Origin of the sequence: Streptomyces sp. NPDC001194 (genome assembly GCF_042896985.1) — a bacterium.
Lineage (GTDB): Bacteria > Actinomycetota > Actinomycetes > Streptomycetales > Streptomycetaceae > Streptomyces.
The window spans coordinates 118,503-142,805 of record NZ_JBIAXU010000011.1 but is presented as its reverse complement, the minus strand read 5'-3'; the positions used below and the strand labels follow the sequence as shown (position 1 = coordinate 142,805).

Below are 24,303 nucleotides of genomic sequence, written 5' to 3'. Positions count from 1 at the left end.
ACGGTTTCCCTTCCTGCCGGGCCGTCATGCCCGCGTGCGCGGGCCGGTCGGTGCGGGTCCGGGGCCGGGGCCCAGGACGTTGTCGACGTACGCCGCGAGCGCGGAGCGCAGGCCTTCGGGGGTCATCTTCCGCTCGTCGAGCAGGTGGGCCACGAGGTCCGCGCGGATGGCGGCGAGCAGGGCGTGGGCGGTGAAGTCGGCGTCGTGGACGCCGTCCACCTGTCCCAGCGCCTCGCGCAGCATCCCGTGCCACCAGCCGTAGTGCTCGGCCGTGTAGGGGCTGCTGAGGCCGGCGTCCTCCGCGGCCGCCATCAGGTTCCGGTTCTCGATCTTGAAGCTCAGCGAGGCGTCGAGGAGCGTCAGCACCCGTCGGCGCGGCGAGGACCCCGCCGCGTCCCGTGCCTCCCCCACGGCCCGGTGCAGGGGTTCGAGGCGGGAGGCGATCACGGCGCCGATCAGGCCGGCGCGGTCGCCGAAGCGGCGGAAGAGGGTGCCCTTGCCCACGCCAGCGGCCGTCGCGATGTCGTCCATCGACACGGTACGGGGGCTGGCGCTGGCGGCGAAGAGGGCGTCGGCGGCAGCCAGTACGGCCTCTCGGTTGCGCTGGGCGTCGGCGCGCTCCGGGCGCTGGGCCACGGCTCCTCCTCGGTCTTCGGCCCGTCCGGGCCCCGGGAATCATATGCGGCCGATCCGGACGGGCGTCGGCCCTCACGACGTGGCGGATCCCCTCCCCTCCGCGCGTCCGAGCGGCAGCAGGTACTGGATCGGCTCGTCGAGATCGTCCAGGCCCAGCAGCTCGTGCGCCAAGTCGTCCTGCAGACCGCCGAGCGGGATCGTGGCCAGCCCGAACGCGCCGGCCGTGAGCTGCAGGTTCTGGGCCAGGTGCCCGGCCTCCAGCAGGCCCAGCCGCAGCGCCCGCAAGCCGTAGCGGCGGCGGAGCAGCCCGAGGTCCAGGTGGATGGCCAGCACGGCCGGCGCCTCGTCGATCCCGACGCCGTCCGGGTCCCCGGCCGGCCGCGAGAGGTACGAGGACAGGGCCTTGAGCGCGCCGAGGTCCGGCGCCGGTCCGAGGGCGACCAGCGAGCGCCGCTCCGGCATGCAGTGGTACGTACCGGGGGCCAGCCCCGCCACGGAGAGGGCCAGCAGCCGTACCCGGACGCTGTAGAGGGCGCCCGCGCTCGGGTACGGGCGGTGCTGGACGGCGCGCTCCGTGCCGTCGGCCAGGGCCTGCCGGGAGACGTGGCTCGGCGCGTGCGCGTGCCACAGCACCCCGCCCAGCTCCTGCGCGGTGAGCGGCCCCCGCAGAGCCCCGCGCGCCGAGCTGCGGCTGCGCAGCGCCGCGGCGAGGGACAGCTCCGGCAGCGGGGCGGCGGGAAGCTCCCGTTCGGTCTCGGGCCGGTGGCCGGACGCCGCGCCGGGCCGGGCGATGCTCCGTACGGCGGTGTCCTGCGCACGGCCGATCTGGAACTTGCTCTGCTCCAGGTACTGGTAGTCGGCCGCGCGCGGGCCGGCGCCGAAGAAGCCGCCCCCGTCGCCCGTCTCCAGCAGGGCGCGCCCCGCGAGCCGGCAGACGGCCCGCTCCTCGTCGGGGGCGACCCCCAGCCGGTTGAACAGCATGTGGAGCTGCGAGGCCCACACCCACAGCCGGCGCCGCGCCCGCACCGGCGCGTCCGGCCGGTCCGCCTCGGGCACGGCCGTACGCAGCCGGGCGTCGGCCGCGCGCACCTGCCGGGACCACTGCACGAGCCAGGGATCGGCGGAGCCGTCGGCCAGCCCGGCGCGGACGGCCCGGGCCCGCAGCGCCAGGCCCGTGCGCTGCGCCGCGAACACCGTGTTGACCCGGGTGTGGACGGCGGCTCCGGGCAGCGGCCGCACCTCGGCGGCCCAGCGCCAGGAGGCGGCGTGCCGGCGCAGCCAGCCCGCCGCCTCCAGCTCGTCCAGGCCCAGGGCGTACGCCGTGGCGTGGGCCAGGTCCAGGGCGAGCCGCAGCCGGTCGGCCCGCCCGGGCACGGCGCGCAGGGCGGCCACGGCCGCGCGCGTCGAGTGCACGAACACCTCCTCGGCCACCGGGAGCGCGGCCGGGCCGCCGTAGCGCTCGGTCTCCGGCTCGTACGGAGCCGCGCGCACCTCCCCGTGCCGGCCGGGCCAAGAACCGGCGGCGGTGGTTTCGGCAGCCGACAGCGCCAGCTCCGAGGCGAGTTCGGCCGCGTCCGCGGCCGCGTCCCCGGCGGACCCCGCGCCACCGCGGAACCTGATCCGCAGATGGGGCCCGCCCTCGTGGTAGCGGATGAAGAACCAGGCGCCGCCGTCGGGCCCCGCCCCGTACCGGCCGTCCATCAGGGGCGCGAGCGCCCCGGTCACGAAGGCGTCGGTGCCCGCGCCGTCGGTGTGCAGGGTCAGGTGCAGGCTCTGCCAGCCTCCCGGCGGAGCCGGTGCGGAGGCTGCCGCCCCGGCTGGGGAAGCGGTCGCGTACGGGACTTCGGTCATCGAAATCGTCCTCACGGGAACGGGTGCGGGTACAAGGGGAGCTCGTCGTGGAGCAGCGGACGGGCGGTGCGCCCCAGCCGGTGGGGCACCTCCAGCAGCCGGGGCAGCCCGAGCGTGCGGCGGTTGACGTGGCCGAACGTCATCGGGAGGGTGCCGGGCACGATCACCTTGGCGCAGTACAGACCCAGCCGGTCCCGGATCCCCGGCTCGTCCTGCGTGACGACGACCACCTCCAGCCCCTCGGCCGCCAGCCGGGCGACCGTCTCCGTCAGCAGCCGGGTGAGGTCGGCCACCGGTGTCGGAGCGCCCGGCCACCGCTCCTGCCAGGGGACCTCCCGGACATCGCCCCGGACGCCTGAGAACAGGAACTCCAGCCGGGGCTGCGCCTCGGGCAGCGTGTTCAGGCCGACGTGGTCGTCGAGGCCGACCACCAGCTCGGGCCGCCGCAGCATGGGGCGCAGCCGCTCCGGATCGCGCGCCCCGCCCGGACCGGCCGGCCGGTGCACGGAGTCCTGCACGTTCGTGACGACCTCCGCCACCGCCGAGCGGATCGCGGCGCGCGGATCGTGATGGGCGCCGGCGGCCAGGAAGGCGCGCGGAGCGCCGGGGTGCCCCCCCTCGTAGCGGCAGAGCGAGACCACCGCCGGGATGCCGAGGTCGTTGGTGGCGTCCAGCAGGCTCAGTCGGTAGCCCATCAGCGCGGCCCGCGAGGCCAGGGCGGCCACCAGCGGGTCGTCGGCGGGCAGCGCGATGCCGGGCAGCGGCGTCCGCGCGTACCACGCCATCAGGAAGGCGTCCCGTTCCGCCACCTCGAACAGCCCGTAGAGCGCGGCCTCCTGGGGGCTGTTCCCGAGCCCGCAGCCGTTCGAGGACTCGTAGACCACCCGGTCCCGGCCGGGACCCCGCGCCAGGTCCCAGTACGCCACGTGCTCGGGCACCGCCCGGGCCCGGCCGTCGGTGAGCGACCAGCCGTACACCCAGTCCAGCTGCAGGTCGGCGTGGTACGGGACGGAGTGGGAGGCGGGGTCGCCCCGGTGGGCCGGGTCGGGCAGACCGAGCCGGACGGGGTCCACGGCGGCCTCCGGGCCCAGCTCGGCGAACGATGCGCGCAGGACCGTACGGCGGCCCAGCGGGCGCATCCCGGCCAGCCGCTCCACCCCCTCGAACAACGCCACCCGCTCGCTGGAGCGGAAGTCGGCGGCGCGCCCGTACCCGCCGTCGTCGACCGGACGGCCGTCCGTCACCCACGCGGTGGTGAGGGCGAAGGCGGAGTCCTCGGTGCGGAACAGGCGGCGCACCGGGCCGAACCGCTCGTCGTACAGCTCGGCCCGCAACCGGTCCGCCTCCGTACGGTCGTTGGGGCCGCGCAGCACGGCGGGGTCGGGCAGCGGCAGCGGCGCGTCCGGGAAGCCGGCCGCCGCCGGGGAGTCGGCCGGCAGCGGCCGGCACACCGGACAGCCGCCGACCGGGCGGACGCCGTGGGTGGACCAGGTGCCCCGGTGGCTCTGCACGATGTGGACGGTGGCCGGCGAGGCGCCGCCCGCCTCCGCCTCCGCCTCCGCGTCGGGCCCCGGCTCCAGGAGGTCGGCGGCGAGGAGCAGGGCCGCCTCCGCCATGGCCGGGGTGCCGGTGCCGGCCAGCGCCATCCGGGGGCTCTGCCAGGGCACCCGGCCGCCGGCGGTGGCCAGTCGCCGGTACTCGACGCAGGCCAGGCACGCCCGCGCCCCCGGCTCCAGCACGGGCCCGATCACGGTCAGCGCACCGTCCTCGCGCACCGGTACCAGCCGTACGGGACGGGCCAGCGCGTGGCGGCTGAGCCGCTCCGCCAGCTCCAGCGTCCAGGAGGTGAGGTGGACGACGGCGGCGCCGCCGGTGGTCTCCAGCGCCTCGGCCGGACCCAGGACGGGCACGGGGCCGGCGGCGGTGGCCACCACCTTCGCGCCGGCAGCCGTCCCGGGCCGCTGCGCCGTGATCCCGGTCATCGGGCTCCTCCCCACCCGGCCAGAACGGTGAATCCGCAGGTGTGCAGGGCGGCCAGGACCGGATCGGCCGACCGGGCCGCTCCGCCGCCGGCGAGCTCCGCCCCGCCCGGCCGCCAGGGCTCGGGGAGCCGCCCGGTCAGCCCGGTCAGCCGGGCCAGCGCCGCGCACAGCTCCGGCTCCCGGCGGGTGATCCCGGCCAGCCACCGGTCGGTCCACCCCTCGTCCGTCCAGGCCGCCTGCTCGGCTCCCGCCACGGCGAGCGGTGCCTCGGCCCCGCTGAAGGCGGTGTGCACCGCCCCGGCCGGACCGTGCCCGGCGGCCATGGCCCGGGTCACCGCACCGAGCGCGGCGAGGGCCGCGGCGTCGGCGGCCGTCGCCTCCACCGCGCGGGCGGCCACCGCCGCGGTACCGGCACGGCCCGCCGGGTCCCGTACGACGGCCAGGTACGCCCGCTCCGCGGGGAGCCGGTGAACCGTCATCTCCCGCGCGAGCCCCAGGTGCCGGGTCAGTACGGTCCACCAGTGGCGGGCCTGCGGATGGCCGCGCCATTCCTCCTCCTCCACGGCGCGGCCGGGGCCCCGGGACCCCATGGCGGCGAGGGCGGCCCGGCGCAGGGCGCGCCCCAGGGCGTGCCCCGGTCCGGCGCCGACCGCCACCGGGCCCGGCAGCCCTTCGCCCAGGCGCAGTTCGGCCGCGCGGCACGCCGCGGAGACCCGGGCCAGGTCCGTCCGCGGCCCCCCGGCCACCAGCGGTCCGGCCACCGAAGTGCAGAGCGCGAGGGAGGCGGGCAACTGGGGGAGGTCCCCCGGCAGCGGTGCGTCGAGCACCCCCAGGTACGGGTCGCCCAGTGCCCCGATGCGGCGCAGCGTCTCGGCCAGATCGCCGGCGGGGGCGAGGGCGGGGGAAGCGGGGCCGGCCGGCCCGGCGACCCAGGGACGGTAGGACGCGTGCGGGGGCCGGGCCAGGGCGACCAGTACGGCGGGACGGTCCGGCAGCAGCTGCGGGTCCTCCTCCCGGACGGCCGGATCGGGCAGACCGGCCACCGCGCACAGCAGCCGCTGCGCCGCGGCCCCGGCCAGCAGCGCCGTGAGGGCCGCCGGAGCCCCGGCCGTCGCCCGGGCGTCCGCCGAGCCGGTGGCGGTGGCGGTGTCGGTGTCGGTGCGCAGGCGTACGGCGATCGACTCGGCGTCCGTACGGGTGCGTTCCGGCTCGGCCACGGCCGTGACGAAGCCGCCCGCGGCGGTACGGGCCACGGCCACGGCCACCGGCGGGGTGCCCGCGACCGCCACCACCCGCCCGGCGGGCAGGCCCCTGTCGCGGTACACCTGCGGCGGGGTCCCCGCGCGGTCCAGGACGCCGATCAGCGCGGTGGCGAGCGGCCCGCCGGGATCGGCCGCCGCGACCACGGGCCGTGCGGCGGCCAGGGCCGCGGCCGCGGGTCCGGGCCGGTGCGTGGAGGCCCCCAGCCAGGTGGGGGGTTCGGCCCCTGCGGCCGGGTACTCGGCGAGCAGGTCGTGCGCGTGCAGCTGCGCGGTCAGCGCGGCCAGCGCGCTCTCGACCCGGGGATCGGCCGGATCGAGACGGCGCCGGCCCGCCTCCCCGCCCGCGCCCGGCACGTCCCCGGACGCGGACCCGGACCCGGACGCGACCTCGGACGCGACCTCGGACGCGGACCCGGACGCGGACCCGGATCCGTACCCGAGGCGTTCGGACAGCAGCTCCCACAGGGCGGGCAGGGCCTTGCTCCCCTCGAGCGTCACGCTCCCGTCCCGCCCGCGCAGGTGCAGACCCTCCCGCAGCGGGGTGACCGCCACCCCGGGCCGCAGTCGCAGGCGCCCCGGTCCGGCGCCGGTCACGGCGCCCCCTCCACGGCGGTGATGACCTCGTCGACGCGCGCCTGCCACCGGTGCCCGGTGAGTTCCGGCACGCTCCGTACCACGAGGTGGGCGGCGAGGTAGCGCTCCACGGGCCGGACATCGCAGATGGTCAGGAGCCGGTACAGCCCGTTCGTGCAGGCCCGGTGGACCAGGTAGTCGGGGCGGCTCCACATAGCGCCCTGCGGGTCCGAGCGGTGCAGCAGCCGGTGGAACTCGCTGTACCGGGTCCGCGCCTTGCGGTCCCAGCGCTCGGCGGTGGCCCGGTCGCCCAGCGCCGCGGCCCGCTCCAGGTACTCCTGGCGCACCCCGGTGAAGTCCGCGCCCGCCGCGAGCCGTTCCTCCGCGATCCGCCAGGCCCCGGCGGACCAGTCGGCCCAGGCCCGCTCCCAGCCGGCCGCGCCCCCGCCCGCGATCCGTCCCACCAGCGCGGAGATCTGCTCGCCCACCGCCTCCCAGCGGCGGTCGAAGGCCGCCCGCACCCGCCCGTCGCGGTCCTCCTGGACGAGGAAGTCCTCCAGGTGGGACACGTACGAGTAGTGGCCGCCGACCAGTCCTTCGGGGTGCGCGGCCGCATGGGCCGCGAGGGCCGCCACGACGAACTCGACCCGGGCGGCGGACGTGTCCGCGCGCTCGCCGAGGAAAGCGGTGCCCGCCGCGAGGGCGGGCAGGCCCAGCGCCAGCAGCTCCTCGCGCAGCCGCACCCCGTCCGGGCCGATCAGCGCGTTCAGGGAGGTCAGGTCCACCGGCTCCACCCGTACGGTGTTGTCGGGCACGAGCGGACCGTACGGGGGCGGGATCAGCTCGGCCCGCCCCGCCTCCGCGGCCTGCGCCAGCATGCGCTCCCCGTCGGCGGCGGCCCGCGACGGGTGCGAGGCCACGTGGGCGCGCAGCGCGGCGGCGGTGCGCCCGGCCGTGGCGGCCACCGCGTCGGGGCGGCCGCGCAGCCGCAGCCGCAGGTGCGGGCCGTGCAGCCAGTGGCGTTCGACGTGGACGGTCAGCCCGTCCGCGGCGGCCCGCCGGGCCAGCGGCAGCACGGCGTCGCGCAGCAGAGGGGCCTTGACCGGCTCGTAGTGGTGGACGACCACGTCGAGGGCGGTGACGGCGGGCGCGTCGGACCGCGCGGTGTCCGGGCCGGTGGTCGGGGCGTTCATGGGGTGTCTCCTCGGCGGATGCTGGACGGGGTGCGGGCGGGCCGGTAGGTCTCGGCGACGAGCTCCACCGCGTGCGCGGGGCGGCTCCGGCCGCCGAAGACGGGCAGCGACTCCTCCAGCACCGCCCCGCGCGGATGGCGGGCCAGCCAGCCGGAGAGGCAGCGCAGGTGCAGGGGGCTGCCCAGGTCCAGGGCCTGCGGCTTCGGCGCGCGCAGACTCCGTACGAAGTCCTCGGCGGGGCGGCCGGCGGGGGGCTCCGGGACCGGGTGCAGGAACAACTGCTCGGGCAGCCCCAGCAGGGCACGCCAACGGGCCGCGGCTGCGGCCGGGATCTCGCCGGGGTCCGCCGCGAGGTCGGCGCGGAGCGCGGCCACCACCCCTTCGGGCAGGTGCCAGCGGCGCCGGGCCAGCACCGCGTGTCCGTGACGCAGCCGAGGGGTCCGCCGCACCTCGCCGCCGGGGACGGCCAGGGTGTGGCGGGGGAGGAGCCGCCGGAAGTCCACGACGCCGGCCGGATGGTCGCAGAGGAACGGCGCGAGGCGCTGCGGCAGCATGACCGGGGCGAGGAAGCCCAGGTAGAGGACGTCGAGGGGTTCGCCGGTGGCCCGCACCCGAAGCCGGAGCTGGTCGGACTCCGGGTCGTGGACCAACTCCACATCGGCTTCGGCGAGCGCGCTGCGGTACCGGTCGGGGCCGATCTCCTCGCCGACCAGCAGCGGATGGAGATTGGCGTTGAACCCGCCGACCGGCCGGACCTGGGCCGCGCGGGCGCCGTCGCCGAGGCCGCGGCGGATCGCGCGGGCCACCTCGGCGGCGGCCCCGGGGGGCAGATCGTCCAGGAAGCGGCTGGTGAAGCGGCCCCAGCCGCCGTAGACGTGGTTGACGCAGAGCAGGCCGCCGGCGCCCTCGCCGGCGCTCCGGGCGTTCTGCGTGCTCCGGGCGCTCTGGACGAACCAGGCGTAGCTGAGCGGGCGGGCGGTGGTCCAGCCGGGCAGCCGGGCGGCGAGTGCGCGGACCTCCTCGGCGGGCAGGACGACCTCCTCGGCCCGGCCGCCGGGCGCGGCCGCCGCGGCGTTCCGTACGTGCTGGACGAACTCCTCGCGCAGCAGGGCCAGTTCGGCCAGCTCGGGGGAGAGTCCCGGGTCGTCGGAGGGCCGGGCGGCGAGGCGGGCGGACTCCTCCCACGCGGCGGCGGTGTCGGCGCCGAACTCCCAGGGGGCCGGACAGGTCCCGCCGTGCCCGTAGCGGGCGGTGAAGCGCTCCAGCGCGGACCGCCGCATCAGGTGGCCGAGGTCGAACAGCTCGGCCAGGGCGGTCAGTTCACCGAGCACGGCCCGGTCCGCGCCGGTCAGCAGGCCGGGCCCCGCGGTGGAGGAGGCCGGGTGTGCGGCGGCGTGCGCGCGGTCGCCGCGTGCGAGGACGCCGGGCAGGTCGTCGGAGGGCGCGTCCTCGGAGGGCGCGCACGCGCGGGGCGCGTACGAAGGCCCGCCTGCCGCGAGCGCGCCTGCGGCGAGCACGTCCTCGGACAGCACGTTCAGCGGGGCGGCGTCGGCGGGCACGGGCCGGCCGGCGTCGGCCAGAAGGCGGCGCCAGCGGTCCGCCAGGCCGGCGAGCAGGGCGGGCCGCTCCTCGGCCGGCGCCTTCGCGAAGGCGCCGGTGTCGGCGGCGAGCCGCTCGATCCGGTCGGACAGGGCCGCGTCCTCGGGCCACTGCCGCAGCCAGTCGGCCAGCGCGCGCAAGGGGTACGGGTGCTGAGGATCGACGGGTGTCACCGGCACCAGCAGGCCGCCGTCGGCGAGCCGGCCGAGGAAGCGGCCGACGGCGGGGTCCGCGCCGGGACGGCCGAGGGCCGGACCGAGCCGGGCCGCCAGTTCGTCCGGGGTCGCGGGCGCGGCCGCGAGCGCGTCGAGCGCGGTCAGGGCGGGGCGGGCGGCGAGCTCGACCGCCTCCTCGTGGGTGACGAGGTACCGGCCGCCCGCGAAGAACGTGTGGTCCCGCGTGTACAGGGCCTGCCCGTCGGCGGTGTGCCGCGCGCTGCTGGTCATGCGATGGGGGAGCGTGCGGCGGCGGCGCGGCTCGTCCAGCAGCGCGCGGGCGAGCGCCTCGACGAGCGTCCGGTGCTCCCGCACCACCGACCGCAGCGGCGGGAGCGGTGGCGGTGTCCGTACCGGTTCCGCGCCGGACCACCCCACGGCGGTGAACCAGGACAGCGGGCTGGTCTTCGTGCTGGCACGCAGGGCGTGCCGCAGTACCGAGGGCTCCTCCTTGCGGGCCCTGCGCCCGCCCTCGTCCCGGGCGGCCCGGGACACCGCGCGCAACAGATCGGCACTGGTGAGCGCGACGGCCCGGGTGAAACCGGGGGAGCGGCACAGCTGCGCGAGGGCGGAGCGCTCGGCGGCCAGGGCGCCCGGGACGGCCGCGACCAGGTCCGTCAGGAGTACGTCGCGCAGCTCGCGCAGGTTCAGCCAGGCGCGGAGACGGGGCACCCGTACGGGCAGATCGCCGAGGCGGTCCAGCAGGGCGGGCCGGGGGACGCGGCCGTTGTGCAGCGCCCGGCGCAGCGGGAGCACCACCTGGCGGTGGAACTCCTCGCCGTGGCCGGACCGGGAGGCGAAGAGGTCGTCGCACAGGGCCGGGCGCAGTGCGTCCTCCTGTGCCGTGAGGGCGGTGAGCCGCTCGAGCAGGGTCCGTACGGGCGCGGCCTCGTCCGGCTGTGCGGGATGCGCCGTCACCGTGGTGCGGACCAGCGCGTACGGGGCGGTCCCCGACACGGGCGCGACGGGGTGCGCTGCGGCTGGCTGGGCGGGGTGCGGCAAGGCGGGCTCCCGTGGTGCGGTCTGGGACTGTGAGCTGTCCTGCGGCTCGGGCCCGTTCCGGATGGGCAGGCCCACGGGCCGCAGGCCGTGCGGCCGGCCGGGGGGCCGGCCGCACGGGAGCGGCCACGTCACAGCCGTCAGGCGGTGGGCGTCTCCACCTGCGGCTGGGCGCAGGAGGACGAGCCCTGACAGGAGCAGGAGCCCCACGAGGCGCCGTTCTCGGGCAGAGCGGCGGTGTCGCTCAGCGCGGTGACGGTCAGCTCGCTGAGGTCGAGGTCCAGGTCCAGGTCGAGGTGGTTGGACCCGGGCGTGGCAGAGGTTTCGGACATGCGGATTTCCTCTCGTGGCTGGGGGGATTGCAGAACCGCGAAGACGGCGCCGACCGGGCGGCGCCCGCGGTCGACGAGCGGAATGCCCCCGGGAACAGACGGTTCGTGGGCGGGGCATCCGAAGGAGCGTCGCGGTGCACCATGAGTGTCCGCGCCGTCACGGACCGACGGCAACGCCGGTGTCAGGTTGGCCGGTTGTCCCGCCCGCCAGGGGGCGGGGGCGCCGCGGCGGCCCCGCCCGGCCCCGGCCTCCGCGGCCTTTCGCGGCCCGTCGGCCCGGAGGCGGCCGACCCTGCGTTGCAGACGCTGCGAACGCAATCCGCAAACCCGGGGCGACGCCCGGGGGCGGGGCCCGGAGGCTGCGGCTCCGCGTCCGCACCCGATCCGTTCCCGCCCGTCGGCGTGTACGCGCACCGTGCGGCCCCGGAGTGCAGCAGGCTTCCTCGACGGGCGCACCTGCGCGCAGCCCGAGCGCCGAGGCCGCCCGATCGAAGGGAGAACCCATGAGCGGAGCCGAGATGTCCAAGGCCGGTTCCCCGGCCGCCGCGTCCGGAGCGGACGCGGGTCACGTCCGGGGGCCGGTGCCGGTGCCGGTGCCGGTGCCAGCGCCGGTTCCGGTGCGGGTGCCGGTGCAAACCGTACCCATCGGTTCCGGTTACCCCCTGTACGAGTTCGCCCTGACCGCGGCGCTCATGTTCGCCGTGGTCACGATCATCCGCTGGGTGCTCGATCCGGCTTCCCCGCTCCTCCTCGAGGGCCTCCGGCCGGCCCTCCTCGTGGTGGGCGCGCTGACCGGCGCGCTCGTCTTCGGGCTGCTCCTCTCGCCGTGGGGCCGGTGCTCGGGCGCGCACATGAACCCCGCGGTCACCCTCGCGCTGTGGCGGCTGGGGGTCTTCCCCGGCCGGGGCGTGGCCGCGTACGTCGTCGCGCAGCTGTGCGGGTCGGTCGCCGGGACGGTTCTGGCCCGGCTCGTCTGGGGGCCGGCGGTCGCGCGGGTCGGCTACGGCGCGGCGGCCGCGGCCCCGTCGTGGAACGGCTGGACCGTCTTCGCGGCCGAGGGCGGCTGCCTGGTCGTGGTCACCCTGATGATCGGCTTCTTCCTCACGCACCCGGCTCGCGGACGATGGTTCCCCGCGGCCCTGGGGCTCCTCGTCTGCGCGATCATCGCCGTTCTGGGCCCCCTGAGCGGCGGCGCCGCCAATCCCGCCCGCCAGTTCGGACCCGCGCTGCTGTCCGGGGCCACCGCCGGCCTGTGGATCTACCTCGCGGCACCGGTCCTGGGCGCCGTCCTGGGCGCCCGCGTCCACCACCGGCTCCTGCGGGCCCGCTGAAACGGGGGGCGGGGGAGGCGGGGGGCGAGGAAGCGGCGGGGCGGGGCGGTGGTGCGGAAAGCGGCGTTCGAGGTGCCCGTTTCCTTCGGTTCGCGTTGAGGGTGGCCTGGCGCACAGCCCTTTTCGTGTAGCGGACCGCAACGGAACGTGACATTCGGGCCTCCTGCCGGTGACTCACCCCATAGGACCCACGTCACATACGAGCGGCTCTAGTAGGCCGCCCACCCCGTTCCCCCGCGGCCCGGAGCCCTGATCCGGGGCCGGGCGCTGCGAAGCCCGCTAGTAAGGGGGGACGTTGCCAGCGCCCCGCCGGCCTGTCTAACTGGTGATGTCGCCACGGCGGCGGGCCACCACGGCCCCCGCCCGACGAACCCCTCTCCACCGCGTGAAGGGCTCACGCATGCCCCCGGCATGCCGCGACCGTCCTTGTCCCCGTCGGAAGGTTTCCTCCGTGTCCCACGTCATCCGCCGCATCGCCGCCTCCAAGAAGACCCTCGCCGGCTCCATCGTCGCCCTGGGCGTCGCCGGCACCATGCTCGCCACGGTTCCCGCCCAGGCGGCCCCGACGAGCGCCAAGGCGATCGCCCAGCAGATGATCAAGGACCCGGCGCAGTTCGCGGCCTTCAACAACATCGTTTCCCGCGAGAGCGGCTGGAACCACACCGCCACGAACTCCTCCTCCGGCGCCTACGGCCTGGTCCAGGCCCTCCCGGCCTCGAAGATGGCCTCCGCCGGCTCCGACTGGAAGACCAACCCCGCCACCCAGATCAAGTGGGGCCTGGACTACATGAACTCCCGCTACGGCAGCCCCGTCGGCGCCTGGAACTTCTGGCAGACCCACCACTGGTACTAAGCCGCCAGCGGACAGCCCCACGCACGAAAACGCCCGCCCGGGACCTCCCGGACCGGGCGTTTTCGCGTTGCCGGCGGGGCGGCCGGGTCAGGCGACCAGCCGCAGCCAGGCCGCCGCGAGTGCGGCATGGCCGGCCGGGGTCGGGTGGACACCGTCGGCGGCCCAGTGCTCCGGCCCGGCCGCGGTCGCCGCGGCGAGCTCGGCGAACATGGCGTCGGCTTCGAGCAGCTGCGCTCCGTACCTGCGGGCGAGCCCGCGCACGACCCGGATCTTCGGATCCAGATCGGCACGCCATTCCTTGCGTTCCTTCTCCCCGATCTGCACACCGCCGCCGCCGGCCTCGACGACGCCGTGGATCGGCAGCAGGAACGGCTCGATGAGGATCAGCTCCGTGCCCGCCTCGGCGAGGGGCGCGAGCAGACGGTCGTAGCCCGCTTCGAACTCGGCCGCGGGGATCACGTACCCCTCCGGGTCGATCGTGTGCCAGCCCATGTCGTTGACCCCGACGAGGACCGACACCACGTCCGGGCGCGCGTCGAGCACGTCGCTCCGCCAGCGCGCTTCGAGGTCCCGCACCTTGTTGCCGCCGGTCCCGGTGTTCAGCCAGGTCACGGGCCGGTCCGGGTGCCGCAGCCCCCACTCGCCCGCGATGCGCAGCGGGTAGCCGAAGCCGAGGCCGTCCTCGCTCTCCAGCCGCCGGCAGTCGGTGATCGAATCGCCGGTGAACATCACGGTGCTTCCCGGCCGGACGGTGATCGTCATGTGCGCTCCTCGGATCTCGGACCCCGGGCGGACGGACCCGGCGGGACCTCTCGAACCTGCCGGCCCCCACCGATACGGCGCCGACACCTCCTGACACCCGACCGACACGACCGCCCTCGGCGAGTTCCGGATTGTCTGATTTTCGCCCCTGATTCGGGGAACACGGCGTCCCTCGGGGCCAGTTCACTGATGGGAACGGGGGCGGGCCCATCCGGTGCGCCTCCGAGTGTCAGGTCGTAGGCGAGGAGAACAGCTGTGCGTGTACTTTTCACCGGTCCGGCTGCAGCCGGTCATCTCTTTCCGATGATTCCGACTGCGCAGGCTTTGCGTGCCGCTGGTCATGAGGTGTTGTTCGCCGGCTCGCAGCCGCTGGACCGGCTTCGCGAGGCGGGATTCGCGATCGTGGAGATCGGCGACGGCCGCTCGATACGGGACGTGATGGAGCAGTCCTCCGACGAGGAGATGCGCTACGTCGCCCCCGACATGTCCCAGGACCAGATCCTGGACCGGGCCGCCCGCGGCTTCGCGCTCATTTCCCGGCCCACCGTGGACGGCCTGCTCGAGGTCGCCGGCAACTGGGGCGCGGACCTGCTGGTCTACGACTCCTTCCAGGCCTCCGCCCCGCTGGTCGCGGCGAAGCTGAAGATTCCGTCGGTGATCCAGAACTTCGGCCCCACCCCCGGCCTGGACATGGTCGGCCGGCTCGCCGCGAACTTCACCGAGGCGTACGAGACGTACGGGGTCTCCGGCCCCGCCGAGCCCACCGCCTTGAACATCGTCCCCGCCTCGCTCGGCGGCGACCCGGGCGGCCTGCGGATGCGCTACCTTCCGTACAACGGCGGCGGTACGATCCCCGCCGCACTGCTCGGGCGCGGCACCCGCCCCCGGGTCACCATCACCCTGGGCACCGTGCTCACGGAGCTGGACGGGGTCCGCGCCATCGTCCGCCTGATCGAGGCGGCCGCCTCGGTGGACGCCGAGTTCCTGCTCGCCGTCGGCGACGCCGACCTCACCGCGCTCGGCACCCTCCCGGACAACGTCCGCCCGCTGCCCTGGGTCCCGCTCGCCGAACTGCTGACCACCTCCGACGCCCTGATCCACCACGGCGGCTCCGGCACCCTGCTCACCGCCCTGCAGGCCGGCCTGCCCCAGCTCCTGCTGCCCCAGGGCGCCGACCACTTCACCAACGCCGACGCCCTCACCGCGACCGGCGCGGCACTGCGCTCCGCCTCCGACGACGTGGACTCCGCGCTGCTGACCCGCCTGGTTACCGACCCGGCCCTGCGGGAGGCGGCCACCCGCCTGCAGGCGGAGAACGCCGCCCTGCCGTCCCCCGCCGAAACGGTCCCGGCCCTGGAGGCCCTGGCCGCCTCGTAGGAGGTGCGCGCCGGGCGTGTGTTCGTACCCGCACGCCCGGCGCACACCACCGGCCGGCCCCGGACGCCGCTCCCGGCCCCGTCGTCACGGGCCGCCGACGTCAAGGCTGATTGTCACTCTATTCCCGCCTAGGGATGGCTTGCGTAGGTTCAGCGATCTTCGCGTGCTTATGCTGCACGCGCTATGACGCAAAGTCAGAACTCCCGCGCCTTACGGGAATCAGCAGACGTGGTCGTCCTCGGTGCCGGTCCGGCCGGGCTCGTTCTCGCCGTCCTGCTGCACGCAGCCGGGATCGACTGCGTCCTCCTCGAACGCGCCTCCCGAACCCACGTCCAGACCCGCGCCCGCGCCGGGTTCCTCGCCCCGAACACCGTGCGGATCCTGGACCGCCACGGCCTCTCCGACGGCCTGCACCGTGCGGGCACCCGCCACGGCACGTGCGAGTTCCGCACGCGGGACGGCCGGTTCCGGCTCGACTACGGCTCCCTCGGCCAGGGCGGGCAGCACCACGTGTACCCGCAGCAGAACCTGGTCACGGACCTCCTGACGCACTACCTCGACCTCGGCGGACGCATCCGCTTCGACACCGAGGCGCTCGCCGTGCACGACGCCGACGGCACCCGGCCGTACGTCACGACGCGCGAGCCCGACGGCCGTCCCGCGCGGTGGACCGCCCGCTACGTCGCCGGCTGCGACGGGCGGCACGGGGCGGCCCGCCGCTCCCTGCCGCCGGGCGCCGCCCGCCACCACCACGACCACGGCGTGACCTGGCTCGGCCTGCTCGCCCAGGCCCCGCCGAGCCTCGACGCCGTCGGGTACGCGATCCACGAACGGGGCTTCGCCGGACACATGGCCCGCACCCCGGACGTCACCCGCTACTACCTCCAGTGGCAGCGCGGCACCCCCGCCGAGGCCTGGACCGAGCAGCGGATCTGGGACGAACTGGACGTCCGCATGCGCGCAGCGGACCACGGCCCGCTGCACCGCGGCACCCTCCTGGAACGCGGGATCTTCGATCTGACCTGCGACGTGATCGAGCCGCTGCGCCACGGCTCGCTCCTCCTGGCGGGCGACGCGGCGAGCCTGCTCGCCCCGGCCGCCGCGAAGGGCGCCAACCTCGCGGTCCTGGAGGCCGAGATCCTGGCCGGAGCGCTGACCGACGCCCTCGCCCGGGGCGACACCGCGGGACTCGACGGCTACTCGGACCGGTGCCTGGCACACATCTGGCGGGCGCAGGAGTTCACCGGCTGGATGACCCGGCTGCTCCACGCGGATCCCGACCCGGGCCGCCACGGCGGCGGATCGTTCTTCCACGCCGCCCTGCGCCGCTCCCGGCTCGCTTCACTGCGCACCTCGCGCACCCACCAGGACTGGTTCGCCGAGAACTACGTCGGCGTGTGACCGCCGCTCCGCCCGGCCCCCGCTTCGCCCTGCCCTGCCCAGCCCCGCACCGGCCAGAGGACACCCCCACGATGACGACGACGCTCCCCGACGAAACGACGCTCCCCGGCGAAACGATGCTCCTGGACGAAACGATGCTCCAGGACGACACGGCCTGCCTGCGCGCGGCAGCCGAGTTCGTCCGCGAGCACGACAGCGCCGCCCTGCTGCCCCTGCTCCTGCCCGGCCTCGGCGGCCCGGACCTGCGGGCGCTGGCCGGACACTGCCGGTTCGCCCACGCGGGGCTCCTCCTCTTCCCGCCGGACGCGGACGGTCTGCGGGCCCAGTTCGCCGACTGCGGACTGGCCGTGGACACCCCCTCCCACCCCAGCGTGGTCGTACGGGAGCGCCTCGCCCGGCGCCACCGGCGCGATCCGGCCGAGCTCGACGTCCGCATCCTGCGCCCGCAGGTGCCCGGCCGTGCCGGGGAGCGCCGCGCGGTCGAGGTGTTCGCCCTGACCGTCCCCCCGCACTCCGGCCTGGAGCGGATCGCCGCGTACGAACGCGCCCGCCGGCACGAGGCGCACCTCGCCTTCGAGATCGACGACCCGGACCCGCTGGCACTGCGCGGCCTGTGCGCGATCCTCCTCCGCCACGGCGCACGCCCCGACGGCGGCGGCTACAACCCGCACGAGGACGGCACGGTCCTCTACTTCACCACCCCGGCCGATCCGGCCTGCGGCTACCGGCGGATGGAGCTCTACGTACGCGGCGACCACCGCGCCGCCCTCGCCGCGCACCTGGACCACCCCGCCGCGGACGAGGACCCCCACGGCACCTCACGGCAGCCCGCCGAATCGCTCCTGCAGCTCCTCACCGGCGCGTGGACCACACAGGCGCTCGCCGCCTTCGCCCGGCTGTGCCTGCCCGACGCCATGGACACCCGTACCGCGCACCGCACCGAGGACCTCGCCCGGCTGACCGGCACCCACCCCCGGAGCCTCGCCACGCTCTTGCAGTACCTGGCCATGGTCGGAGCCGTCGCCCGGGACCGCGAAGAGGACGCGTTCCGCCTGACCGAACTCGGCGCCCTGCTGCGCTCGGACACGCCCGGGTCGATGCGGCCGCTGGCCCTGATGTACGGGGGCCCGTTCTACAGCTCCTTCGGCGAACTCGACCACGCCGTACGGACCGGCCGGCCGGCCTTCGACCACCTCTTCGGCGAGAACCACTTCGACCACTTCGCCCGCGACCCCGAACTCGCCGCCCTCTTCGACCGGTCCATGGCCGCGAGCTCGAGGATGTTCGAGCCGCTCCCCGGGCACCCGGTCATCACCGCAGCGGCCCGGGCGGCCGCGCCCGCGACCGTCGTCGACGTCGCGGGCGGGAACGGGGAGCTGCTCGGCCGCATCCTCACCGCCCACCCCCGCCTGCGCGGCGTCCTCCTCGAACGCCCGCACGCCGTCGAGGCGGCCCGCGGCCGGCTCGACGCCGCGGGCTGCGGAGCCCGCTGCGACTACCGTGCGGGCGACTTCGCCGACGTGCCGCCCGGCGGCGACGTCTACGTCCTCTCCCGCGTCCTGCACGACTGGGACGACGACCGCTGCCGCGAGATCCTGAGCCACTGCACCCGCGCGATGTCCGCCCACGCGGACCTGCTCATCGTGGAACGGCTCCTGCCCGCCGACGGCTCGCCCTCGCTGGCCACCGCCTGGGACCTGCACATGCTGTGCAACGTGGGAGGCCGCGAACGGCGCGCCGACCACTACGCACGCCTGCTCGCCGACACGGGCCTCCAGCTCGTCGGCCACAGCCCCCTCCCCCTGGACGCGCACGTCCTGCACGCCCGCAGGGCCGCCGTCCCCGACCCCACGACCGGGCGGGGCTGAGCCGCGCTCCCCGGCGTCCCGCCGCTCACGCGGCATCGTCGCGGCCGCGGCCGCGACCCGGCTCGGCGAACTCCGACCTCCCGGGGAGGAAGGCGGTCGCCACGGCCGCCGTGAACATCACGGCCGCGCCCACGTAGAACGCGGCCGAGACCGCGGTGGTGACCGAGGCCTTGAGGGCCGGGACCAGGTCGGCGGGGATCCCGGCGGGCAGGTGCGCCCCCTGCTGCGCCGCCGCCACCGCCTTGCCGATGGACCGCTCGACCCGGTCGAAGCCCTCGGACGGGATACGGCCGTCCCGTTCGAGGATCCGGCTCAGGTGCGCGCCCTGGAGGTGCGAAACGATCGCGCCCATGACCGCCAGACCCAGCGCCGCGCTGATCTCCCGCCCGGTCTGCAGCACCCCCGCCGCGTTCCCGCGCATCCGCTTGGAGGTGACGTTGAGCGCGGTGACCCAGGCCGGGCTGACACAGAGCCCCATCCCGATGCCCATCAGGCAGTAGAAGGGGACCAGCCAGCCGTAGGACCCCCGGCGCAGCTCCGCCGCCGCACCGAGCAGGGCCGCCACGCACAGGACCATGCCGGCGCCGAGCGGGACGCGGGGCCCCAGGAGGTCGTAGAGCCTTCCGCCCAGGGGCGCGCACACGACCGTGGGGAGAGTGAGCGGCAGTACGGCGAGACCGGCTTCGAAGGGCGACATGCCCACGACGTCCTGCAGCCAGATGACCCCGAACACCGCGAACCCCACGAACGCGAAGCGCACCGTCGAGATGACCGCCGCACCGACCGCGAACTCCCTCTTCGCGAACAGCTCGAAGTGCATGAGCGGGTCCGGCTGCCGCCGTTCGCGTACCACCAGGAGCGTCATCAGTACGGCTCCGGTCGCGAGCAGGGAGATGACGGCGGGCGAGGACCACCCCCAGTAGCGCGCCTGCATGAGGGGGAGGACCAGGCACACCAGACCGCCGATCAGCAGGGGTGCGCTCGACCAGTCGACCCGTTCCCGCGGCGGCGGCCCGCCCTTGAGCAGGAGATGCGCGAGGACGAGGGCGCCGAGGCCCAGGGGCGGGTTGACGAAGAAGATCGCGCGCCAGGAGAACACCGCCGTCAGCAGGCCCCCGATCAGCGGAGCCGTGCCGTACAGCAGGGTGGAGACGCTGGAGGAGATGCCCATCGCCCGGCCCCGCTCCCGGCGGCCGAACTCCCTGATGATGAGCACCTGGGAGGCGGGCCGCAGGATCGCCGCACCGGCTCCCTGGGCCGCGCGCGCGGCGATGAGCCACGCCTCGGACTGGGCCAGACCCGCCGCGGCCGAGGCCACGACGAACACGAGGGTTCCGTAGCGGAAGGCGCGTTCGTACCCGAACACGTCACCGATGCGTCCGCCGAGCGGGCTCATGCAGGCGAAACTGAGCAGGTACGCATTGATGATCCACTGCACTCCGGTGGTCGAGGCGTCCAGACTGCGCTGGATGGTGGGAAGGGCGATCAGTACCACCAGCGCGTCGATGGCGATCATCGACGAGGCGCAGGTCATCACGGCCAGGACCCACCAACGGTGACGCTCGCCCCCGAATCGCCGCCGCGTCACGCACGCCCTTCCGGTGGAATCGAGTCCGCCCTGTCACCACACCCCGGACCACGCCGCAACCGGCGTGCCGGGATCAGGAGAGGCGCTGGTGGTCCACGATGTCGCAGTCGGTGTAGAGCGTCTGCCTGGTCATCAGCGCCGAGAGCTGCCGGGCCAGTTCGCTCGTCTCCGGCGCGTCGCTGTTGGCCATCGCGGCGTCGTGGGACTCGAACTGGACCACGGCGAGGTAGCGGTTGGGGTTCGCCCGGTCCTTGAGCAGGGTGCGCGAGGCCGGGGCACCGGTCCGGCCATCCGAGCCGACCCGCTCCTCGTAGGCGCGCAGGAGCTCGCGCACCTCGTCGATGCGCTCGGTCTCGAAGTCGATGATCTGTGCGAACTTCATGTTCCCGGTTCCTCCCGGCACGCGGCGGCTCCGCCGATGGGTCCACCTGCCGACAGCAAACACCGCCGCGCCCGCAGCCCCCGGTTCACACGCCCGCAGGCCCGGCGATTCCACGAGGTTGGCGGGCGGGGGAGCACCACCACGCGGGCCCGAGCGGGCCGAGGCCATCCGCGTCCCGCCCGCTCCCTACTGCGGCTTCGGGCCCTTCATCAGCTTGCTGAGCTGCTCCAGGGCGCCTTCCTTCATGCCCCGGACGTAGTCCCAGCCGTTGTGGTCGCCGCCCTGGATCTCGTGGATCGTGACCTTGACCGGGCCCTTGCCGAACTGCTGCTGGAACTTCTCCATCCGGTCGCGCCCGCCCTCCTTGGTGCCGTACTGGAAGAAGACGTTCACCTCGGGACCCTTGTCGGCGATCAGCTTCGGGGCGAGCTTCTCGGGGTTGTTCGCGTCCATCTCCGCCTGGTGGCCCTTCCAGAGCGGCGAGTCGGGGACGATCTCGCCGCCGTTGGCGATGACGGCCCGGAAGCGGTCCGGCTTCTGCAGGAGCTGCTTGAGGCCGACGAAGGCGCCGGAGGAGTTGCCCATGAAGGCCCAGCCGTCGCGGGACTTGTACGTGCGGAAGTTGGCCCGGGCGATATCGGGCACGTCCTCGCCGATCCAGGTGCCCATCTTGGCCTGGCCGGGGATGTCGGAGCCGTCGTAGTAGTACTTGGCGTCCGGGTTGAGGATCGGCATGACCACGATGAAGGGGAGGCTCTTGCCGGCCGCGGCGCCCTCGGAGATGGCTGCCTGGAGGCCGAGCTTCGGCATGGTCGCCCAGTAGTTGTCGGCGTTCCCGTTGCCCCCGGGCAGCGCGATCATGACGGGGAAGGCGCTCTTCGCGTACTCGGGGCGGTCGTACTCCTTCGGCGTCCACACCCAGACGCTGCCGTCGAAGCCGGACTTGGCGCCCTTCACCTTGGCCTTGGATATGCGGGTGCCGTCCTCCAGCTTGACCGTCTGCTTGAACTCGGTGAACGGGCCGGTGGGGAGGGACACGTCCGGGTCCGCACTCGGCGCGGAGGCCTGCTTGCCCCCGCCGGCCCCGGAGCCCTTGCCGTCGCCCGCTGCGGCGGGGGGCTTGGCGTAGCTGACGGCCTCCCCGTTCCCGTCGAACCAGTCCGTCTTCCAGTAGGCCAACCCGGCGCCGGCGCCGGCTATGAGCGCCACCGCCACCGCGGAGCCGATCCACGCCTTCTTACGGGATCGCCTGGGCTGCTGCGGCTGCGGCTGCGGGTACACGTGCACGAACTTCGCTCCGAACAGTTGCGGCTGCCCCGGGCGGGCAGAGCGGGTGGGTCCTCGTCTTTTTGGATGCGTTTTTCGACCTCGGGGTTGCAGAACCGTGCGACAGATGTCGTTTATGTTTCAAATGGGACGGGGTGGCGTTCTGCGTGGAGATCGGCAAGGCTCGGGCCCATGGTCTCGGTGGTGCAGAACGTGGCGATCGATTGTGCGGATGCCTTCGGGCTGGCCCGGTTCTGGGCCGGCGTGACGGGCCGCCCGCTGGATCCCGGGGCCCGCCCGGGCGACCGGGAGACCCAGGTGCCGCTGGGGGAGGGCCCGGTGCTGTACTTCAACCAGGTCCCCGAGGCCAAGACGGTCAAGAACCGGATCCATCTGTGCCTGCGCCCCGACACCTCGCGCGACGAGGAGGTCGGCCGGCTGCTGGGTCTCGGCGCCGCCTTCGTGGCCGATCACCGCCGGCCCGACGGCTCGGGCTGGGTGATCCTCGCCGACCCCGAGGGCAACGAGTTCTGCGTCCTGCGCAGCGAGTCCGACCGGGCCGGGCGGACCGAGGGCCGGGCGGACTGAGTCGCGCCGTCCAGCCCGAGCCGCGCCGTCCAGCCCGCGTCGCGCCGTCCAGCCCGCGTCGCGCCGGGCGGACCGAGCCGCATCGGGCGGACCGAGTGGTTCCGGACAGGTTTCGTGCACCGTGAGTGATGTTCCGGCCGACGATCGGCGGGGCGGGAGGTGCCAGGGCCGGGTGCTGGCGAAATGTGACCCATGAGAGCCATGGCCGGTAATCGCCCTGTCTGTGCGCTTCAACTCCCTTTGCGCTGCCTGCGGGTTGATCCCTACGCTACGGTAACTTCGCTGTCTGTAACGGGGATGTCCCATGGAGAACGCGAAGCATGAACACCAGCACACCGAACCGCCACAGCCGCTTGGAGGCCCTGGGGGCCCACGTCCCCGAGACCGTGGTCACCACCCGGGAGCTGACCGAGGGGATATCCGCCGTCCGTGACGCGGACCTCCAGCGCATCACCGGCGTCGCCGAGCGCCGGGTGTACGACCCGGACCCGGCGGCCGCCGAGCACTCCCTCTCGATGGCCCTGTCCGCCGCACGGGACTGCCTCGCGGCCTCCCGCTACGAGGCCGCCGACCTCGACGTCGTCATATCGGCCTCGATCACCCGCTTCACGGATGGCGGACGCTTCACCTTCGAACCGTCCTTCGCCTCCCTCATCGCCCGCGAGCTCGGCGCGCGAAGGGCCGTCCACTTCGACGTGTCCAACGCCTGCGCCGGCATGATGACCGGCGTCTACCTGCTCGACCGCATGATCCGCTCCGGCGCGGTGCGCAACGGCATGGTCGTCAGCGGCGAGCAGGCCACCGCCGTCGCCGAGACGGCGGCCCGCGAGGTCGCCGACTCCTACGACCCGCAGTTCGCCTCGCTCTCCGTCGGCGACTCGGCGGCCGCCGTCGTCCTGGACGCCTCCACCGACGAGGCCGACCGGATCCACTACGTGGAACTGATGACCTGCGCCGAGTACGCGCACCTGTGCATGGGCATGCCGAGCGACCGCAGCCAGGGCATCGCCCTCTACACGGACAACAAGAAGATGCACAACCGCGACCGGCTCAAACTGTGGCCGCGGTTCCACCGGGACCTCCTGGCCAAGCAGGGCCGGGAATTCGCCGACGAGGCCTTCGACTACGTCATCCAGCACCAGGTCGGCACCCGGTTCATCGACTACGTGAACCAGACCGCCGAAGCCGAGTTCGGGGCCCCCATGCCCACCTCCCTCGCCGTCGTCGAGAAGTACGGCAACACCGCCACCACCGCCCACTTCCTGACGCTGCGCGAGCACCTGCGGGCCGGCACCGCCCGCACCGGATCCCGGTTCCTCATGGTCCCCGCCGCCTCCGGCGTGGTGACCGGCGCCCTGTCGGCCACGATCACGGACATGGGGGTCTGAACCATGGCAATGGTCATCGCCGCAGCCCACACCGCCACGCACCACGGCGCCGGACCCGCCTGCGCCGTCGAACTCGCGAGCCGCGCCGCCCGCGCCTGCCTGGAGCAGGCGCAGGTCTCCCCGTCATCCGTCGGCGTCCTCATCAACGTCGGCGTCTACCGGGAGTCCAACACCTTCGAACCGGCCCTCGCGGCCCTGGTCCAGAAGGAGGTCGGCATCAATCTGGACTACATCGCCGACCCGGCCCCCGCCGCCGGCTTCTCCTTCGACCTCATGAACGGAGCCTGCGGCGTCCTGAACGCCGTACAGCTCGCCCAGAGCCTCCTCGACACCGGCAGCGCCGACCGCGCCCTGATCACCGCCGCCGACGTGCACCCCGCCGGCGACGCCCGCCGCGACCCCCACTACCCGTACGCGGACCTGGCCGGCGCCCTCCTCCTGCAGCGCAGCGCCGACCCCGGCGCCGGGTTCGGCCCGGTGTCGGTGTACGCGGGCGACGGGCCCAGCGACACCGAGGGGTACCTCGACACCGCCGCCATGGGCAGCGACGGCCGCTCCCGGATCACCGTCCGCCGTACGGAGGGACACGGCGCGCGGCGCACCGCACACGCCGCCGCCTGCACCGCCGCGTACATCCGCGAGCACGGCATCGACCCGGACCGGACCCTCGTCGTCGGCCCGCGGGCCGCGCACGCCAATGTCGTCGCCGGCGAGCCGCACACCGCTGCGCCGATCCTCGGCTACCTCCAGGCCCTGGCCGCCCCGCGCCCCGAGGACCGCGACCGGCTCCTCATCGTCACCGCCGGCGCCGGGCCCAGCGCCGCCTGCGCCTCCTACCGGCCCGAAGGCTGGTGACG

The 24,303-nt window shown here is 75.0% G+C and carries 19 protein-coding genes; 8 read left to right on the top strand and 11 right to left on the bottom strand.

The genetic code is table 11. From position 1 onward, the window contains the following. Positions 1 to 24 precede the first annotated feature (24 nt). The 7 genes from ACFY1T_RS22310 to ACFY1T_RS22280 all read right to left on the bottom strand — a co-directional run bounded on the left by ACFY1T_RS22310 (position 25) and on the right by ACFY1T_RS22280 (position 10,642). Complete coding sequence (locus ACFY1T_RS22310; protein WP_390789686.1) at positions 25 to 636, bottom strand: TetR/AcrR family transcriptional regulator; 612 nt, start codon at positions 634 to 636, stop codon at positions 25 to 27. A 72-nt stretch (positions 637 to 708) separates the two neighbouring features. Beyond that, entirely contained in the window at positions 709 to 2,487 is a 1,779-nt protein-coding gene (locus ACFY1T_RS22305) for a thiopeptide-type bacteriocin biosynthesis protein (RefSeq protein WP_390789685.1), read from the bottom strand. A gap of 11 nt (positions 2,488 to 2,498) precedes the next feature. Further along, positions 2,499 to 4,469 (bottom strand): TOMM precursor leader peptide-binding protein, encoded by a 1,971-nt coding sequence (locus ACFY1T_RS22300; RefSeq protein ID WP_390789684.1) that lies wholly within the window; start codon positions 4,467 to 4,469, stop codon positions 2,499 to 2,501. Next, positions 4,466 to 6,325: a hypothetical protein gene (locus ACFY1T_RS22295; protein WP_390789683.1), complete on the bottom strand. Its 1,860-nt coding sequence runs from the start codon at positions 6,323 to 6,325 to the stop codon at positions 4,466 to 4,468. The genes ACFY1T_RS22300 and ACFY1T_RS22295 overlap by 4 nt, the downstream gene beginning before the upstream one ends. Further along, on the bottom strand, positions 6,322 to 7,497 hold the full coding sequence (locus ACFY1T_RS22290; protein WP_390789682.1) for a lantibiotic dehydratase C-terminal domain-containing protein: 1,176 nt from the start codon (positions 7,495 to 7,497) through the stop codon (positions 6,322 to 6,324). The genes ACFY1T_RS22295 and ACFY1T_RS22290 overlap by 4 nt, the downstream gene beginning before the upstream one ends. Next, positions 7,494 to 10,268 (bottom strand): lantibiotic dehydratase, encoded by a 2,775-nt coding sequence (locus tag ACFY1T_RS22285; RefSeq protein WP_390789681.1) that lies wholly within the window; start codon positions 10,266 to 10,268, stop codon positions 7,494 to 7,496. Before ACFY1T_RS22285 ends, ACFY1T_RS22290 begins: the two co-directional genes overlap by 4 nt. A gap of 182 nt (positions 10,269 to 10,450) precedes the next feature. After that, positions 10,451 to 10,642, bottom strand: a complete 192-nt coding sequence (locus tag ACFY1T_RS22280) for a thiazolylpeptide-type bacteriocin (protein ID WP_229343341.1) — start codon at positions 10,640 to 10,642, stop codon at positions 10,451 to 10,453. Positions 10,643 to 11,145: 503 nt separating this feature from the next. Between ACFY1T_RS22280 and ACFY1T_RS22275 the strand changes: the two genes are divergently transcribed. Next, the gene (locus tag ACFY1T_RS22275; protein ID WP_390789680.1) at positions 11,146 to 11,973 is read left to right on the top strand and encodes an MIP/aquaporin family protein; all 828 of its coding nucleotides are present in this window, start codon (positions 11,146 to 11,148) and stop codon (positions 11,971 to 11,973) included. Between the two features lie 400 nt (positions 11,974 to 12,373). Continuing rightward, a complete protein-coding gene (locus ACFY1T_RS22270; RefSeq protein ID WP_390789679.1) occupies positions 12,374 to 12,826 on the top strand; it encodes a transglycosylase SLT domain-containing protein in 453 nt (150 codons plus the stop codon). Positions 12,827 to 12,913: 87 nt separating this feature from the next. Here ACFY1T_RS22270 and ACFY1T_RS22265 read toward each other — a convergent pair whose 3' ends face one another. Then, positions 12,914 to 13,588, bottom strand: a complete 675-nt coding sequence (locus ACFY1T_RS22265) for a GDSL-type esterase/lipase family protein (protein WP_390789678.1) — start codon at positions 13,586 to 13,588, stop codon at positions 12,914 to 12,916. A 303-nt stretch (positions 13,589 to 13,891) separates the two neighbouring features. On the opposite strand from ACFY1T_RS22265, the gene ACFY1T_RS22260 reads away from it, so the two are divergent. The 3 genes from ACFY1T_RS22260 (at position 13,892) to ACFY1T_RS22250 (ending at position 18,234) form a co-directional block, all read left to right on the top strand. After that, positions 13,892 to 14,965 (top strand): nucleotide disphospho-sugar-binding domain-containing protein, encoded by a 1,074-nt coding sequence (locus tag ACFY1T_RS22260; protein ID WP_390789677.1) that lies wholly within the window; start codon positions 13,892 to 13,894, stop codon positions 14,963 to 14,965. 183 nt (positions 14,966 to 15,148) lie between these two features. Beyond that, the gene (locus tag ACFY1T_RS22255; RefSeq protein WP_390789676.1) at positions 15,149 to 16,366 is read left to right on the top strand and encodes a 4-hydroxybenzoate 3-monooxygenase; all 1,218 of its coding nucleotides are present in this window, start codon (positions 15,149 to 15,151) and stop codon (positions 16,364 to 16,366) included. A 71-nt stretch (positions 16,367 to 16,437) separates the two neighbouring features. Next, the gene (locus ACFY1T_RS22250; protein WP_390789675.1) at positions 16,438 to 18,234 is read left to right on the top strand and encodes a methyltransferase; all 1,797 of its coding nucleotides are present in this window, start codon (positions 16,438 to 16,440) and stop codon (positions 18,232 to 18,234) included. A 25-nt stretch (positions 18,235 to 18,259) separates the two neighbouring features. Here the strand turns inward: ACFY1T_RS22250 and ACFY1T_RS22245 are convergent, their stop codons facing one another. The 3 genes from ACFY1T_RS22245 to ACFY1T_RS22235 form a co-directional block, all read right to left on the bottom strand. After that, positions 18,260 to 19,768 carry an MFS transporter gene (locus ACFY1T_RS22245; protein ID WP_390789674.1) on the bottom strand — a complete coding sequence of 503 codons (1,509 nt, stop codon included), beginning with the start codon at positions 19,766 to 19,768 and terminating at the stop codon, positions 18,260 to 18,262. 127 nt (positions 19,769 to 19,895) lie between these two features. Continuing rightward, positions 19,896 to 20,204: a hypothetical protein gene (locus tag ACFY1T_RS22240; protein ID WP_390789673.1), complete on the bottom strand. Its 309-nt coding sequence runs from the start codon at positions 20,202 to 20,204 to the stop codon at positions 19,896 to 19,898. 186 nt (positions 20,205 to 20,390) lie between these two features. Beyond that, positions 20,391 to 21,491, bottom strand: coding sequence for an alpha/beta hydrolase (locus tag ACFY1T_RS22235; protein WP_390789672.1), 1,101 nt, complete (start codon positions 21,489 to 21,491; stop codon positions 20,391 to 20,393). A gap of 171 nt (positions 21,492 to 21,662) precedes the next feature. Between ACFY1T_RS22235 and ACFY1T_RS22230 the strand changes: the two genes are divergently transcribed. From ACFY1T_RS22230 to ACFY1T_RS22220, 3 genes are all read left to right on the top strand, one after another. Next, entirely contained in the window at positions 21,663 to 22,058 is a 396-nt protein-coding gene (locus tag ACFY1T_RS22230) for a VOC family protein (RefSeq protein WP_390789671.1), read from the top strand. Positions 22,059 to 22,378: 320 nt separating this feature from the next. After that, positions 22,379 to 23,446 carry a 3-oxoacyl-ACP synthase III family protein gene (locus ACFY1T_RS22225; RefSeq protein ID WP_390789670.1) on the top strand — a complete coding sequence of 356 codons (1,068 nt, stop codon included), beginning with the start codon at positions 22,379 to 22,381 and terminating at the stop codon, positions 23,444 to 23,446. 3 nt (positions 23,447 to 23,449) lie between these two features. Beyond that, positions 23,450 to 24,301 carry a hypothetical protein gene (locus tag ACFY1T_RS22220; RefSeq protein WP_390789669.1) on the top strand — a complete coding sequence of 284 codons (852 nt, stop codon included), beginning with the start codon at positions 23,450 to 23,452 and terminating at the stop codon, positions 24,299 to 24,301. The last annotated feature ends 2 nt before the right edge of the window (positions 24,302 to 24,303 follow it).

What these genes read in the sequence shown, in the direction of transcription:
- ACFY1T_RS22280 (WP_229343341.1), bottom strand. Translation starts at nt 10,642, where the DNA reads ATGTCCGAAACCTCTGCCACGCCCGGGTCCAACCACCTCGACCTGGAC.
- ACFY1T_RS22290 (WP_390789682.1), bottom strand. Translation starts at nt 7,497, where the DNA reads ATGAACGCCCCGACCACCGGCCCGGACACCGCGCGGTCCGACGCGCCC.
- ACFY1T_RS22230 (WP_390789671.1), top strand. Translation starts at nt 21,663, where the DNA reads ATGGTCTCGGTGGTGCAGAACGTGGCGATCGATTGTGCGGATGCCTTC.
- ACFY1T_RS22250 (WP_390789675.1), top strand. Translation starts at nt 16,438, where the DNA reads ATGACGACGACGCTCCCCGACGAAACGACGCTCCCCGGCGAAACGATG.
- ACFY1T_RS22265 (WP_390789678.1), bottom strand. Translation starts at nt 13,588, where the DNA reads ATGACGATCACCGTCCGGCCGGGAAGCACCGTGATGTTCACCGGCGAT.
- ACFY1T_RS22270 (WP_390789679.1), top strand. Translation starts at nt 12,374, where the DNA reads ATGCCCCCGGCATGCCGCGACCGTCCTTGTCCCCGTCGGAAGGTTTCC.
- ACFY1T_RS22220 (WP_390789669.1), top strand. Translation starts at nt 23,450, where the DNA reads ATGGCAATGGTCATCGCCGCAGCCCACACCGCCACGCACCACGGCGCC.
- ACFY1T_RS22225 (WP_390789670.1), top strand. Translation starts at nt 22,379, where the DNA reads ATGAACACCAGCACACCGAACCGCCACAGCCGCTTGGAGGCCCTGGGG.
- ACFY1T_RS22240 (WP_390789673.1), bottom strand. Translation starts at nt 20,204, where the DNA reads ATGAAGTTCGCACAGATCATCGACTTCGAGACCGAGCGCATCGACGAG.
- ACFY1T_RS22245 (WP_390789674.1), bottom strand. Translation starts at nt 19,768, where the DNA reads ATGACCTGCGCCTCGTCGATGATCGCCATCGACGCGCTGGTGGTACTG.
- ACFY1T_RS22255 (WP_390789676.1), top strand. Translation starts at nt 15,149, where the DNA reads ATGACGCAAAGTCAGAACTCCCGCGCCTTACGGGAATCAGCAGACGTG.
- ACFY1T_RS22275 (WP_390789680.1), top strand. Translation starts at nt 11,146, where the DNA reads ATGAGCGGAGCCGAGATGTCCAAGGCCGGTTCCCCGGCCGCCGCGTCC.
- ACFY1T_RS22260 (WP_390789677.1), top strand. Translation starts at nt 13,892, where the DNA reads ATGATTCCGACTGCGCAGGCTTTGCGTGCCGCTGGTCATGAGGTGTTG.
- ACFY1T_RS22305 (WP_390789685.1), bottom strand. Translation starts at nt 2,487, where the DNA reads ATGACCGAAGTCCCGTACGCGACCGCTTCCCCAGCCGGGGCGGCAGCC.
- ACFY1T_RS22300 (WP_390789684.1), bottom strand. Translation starts at nt 4,469, where the DNA reads ATGACCGGGATCACGGCGCAGCGGCCCGGGACGGCTGCCGGCGCGAAG.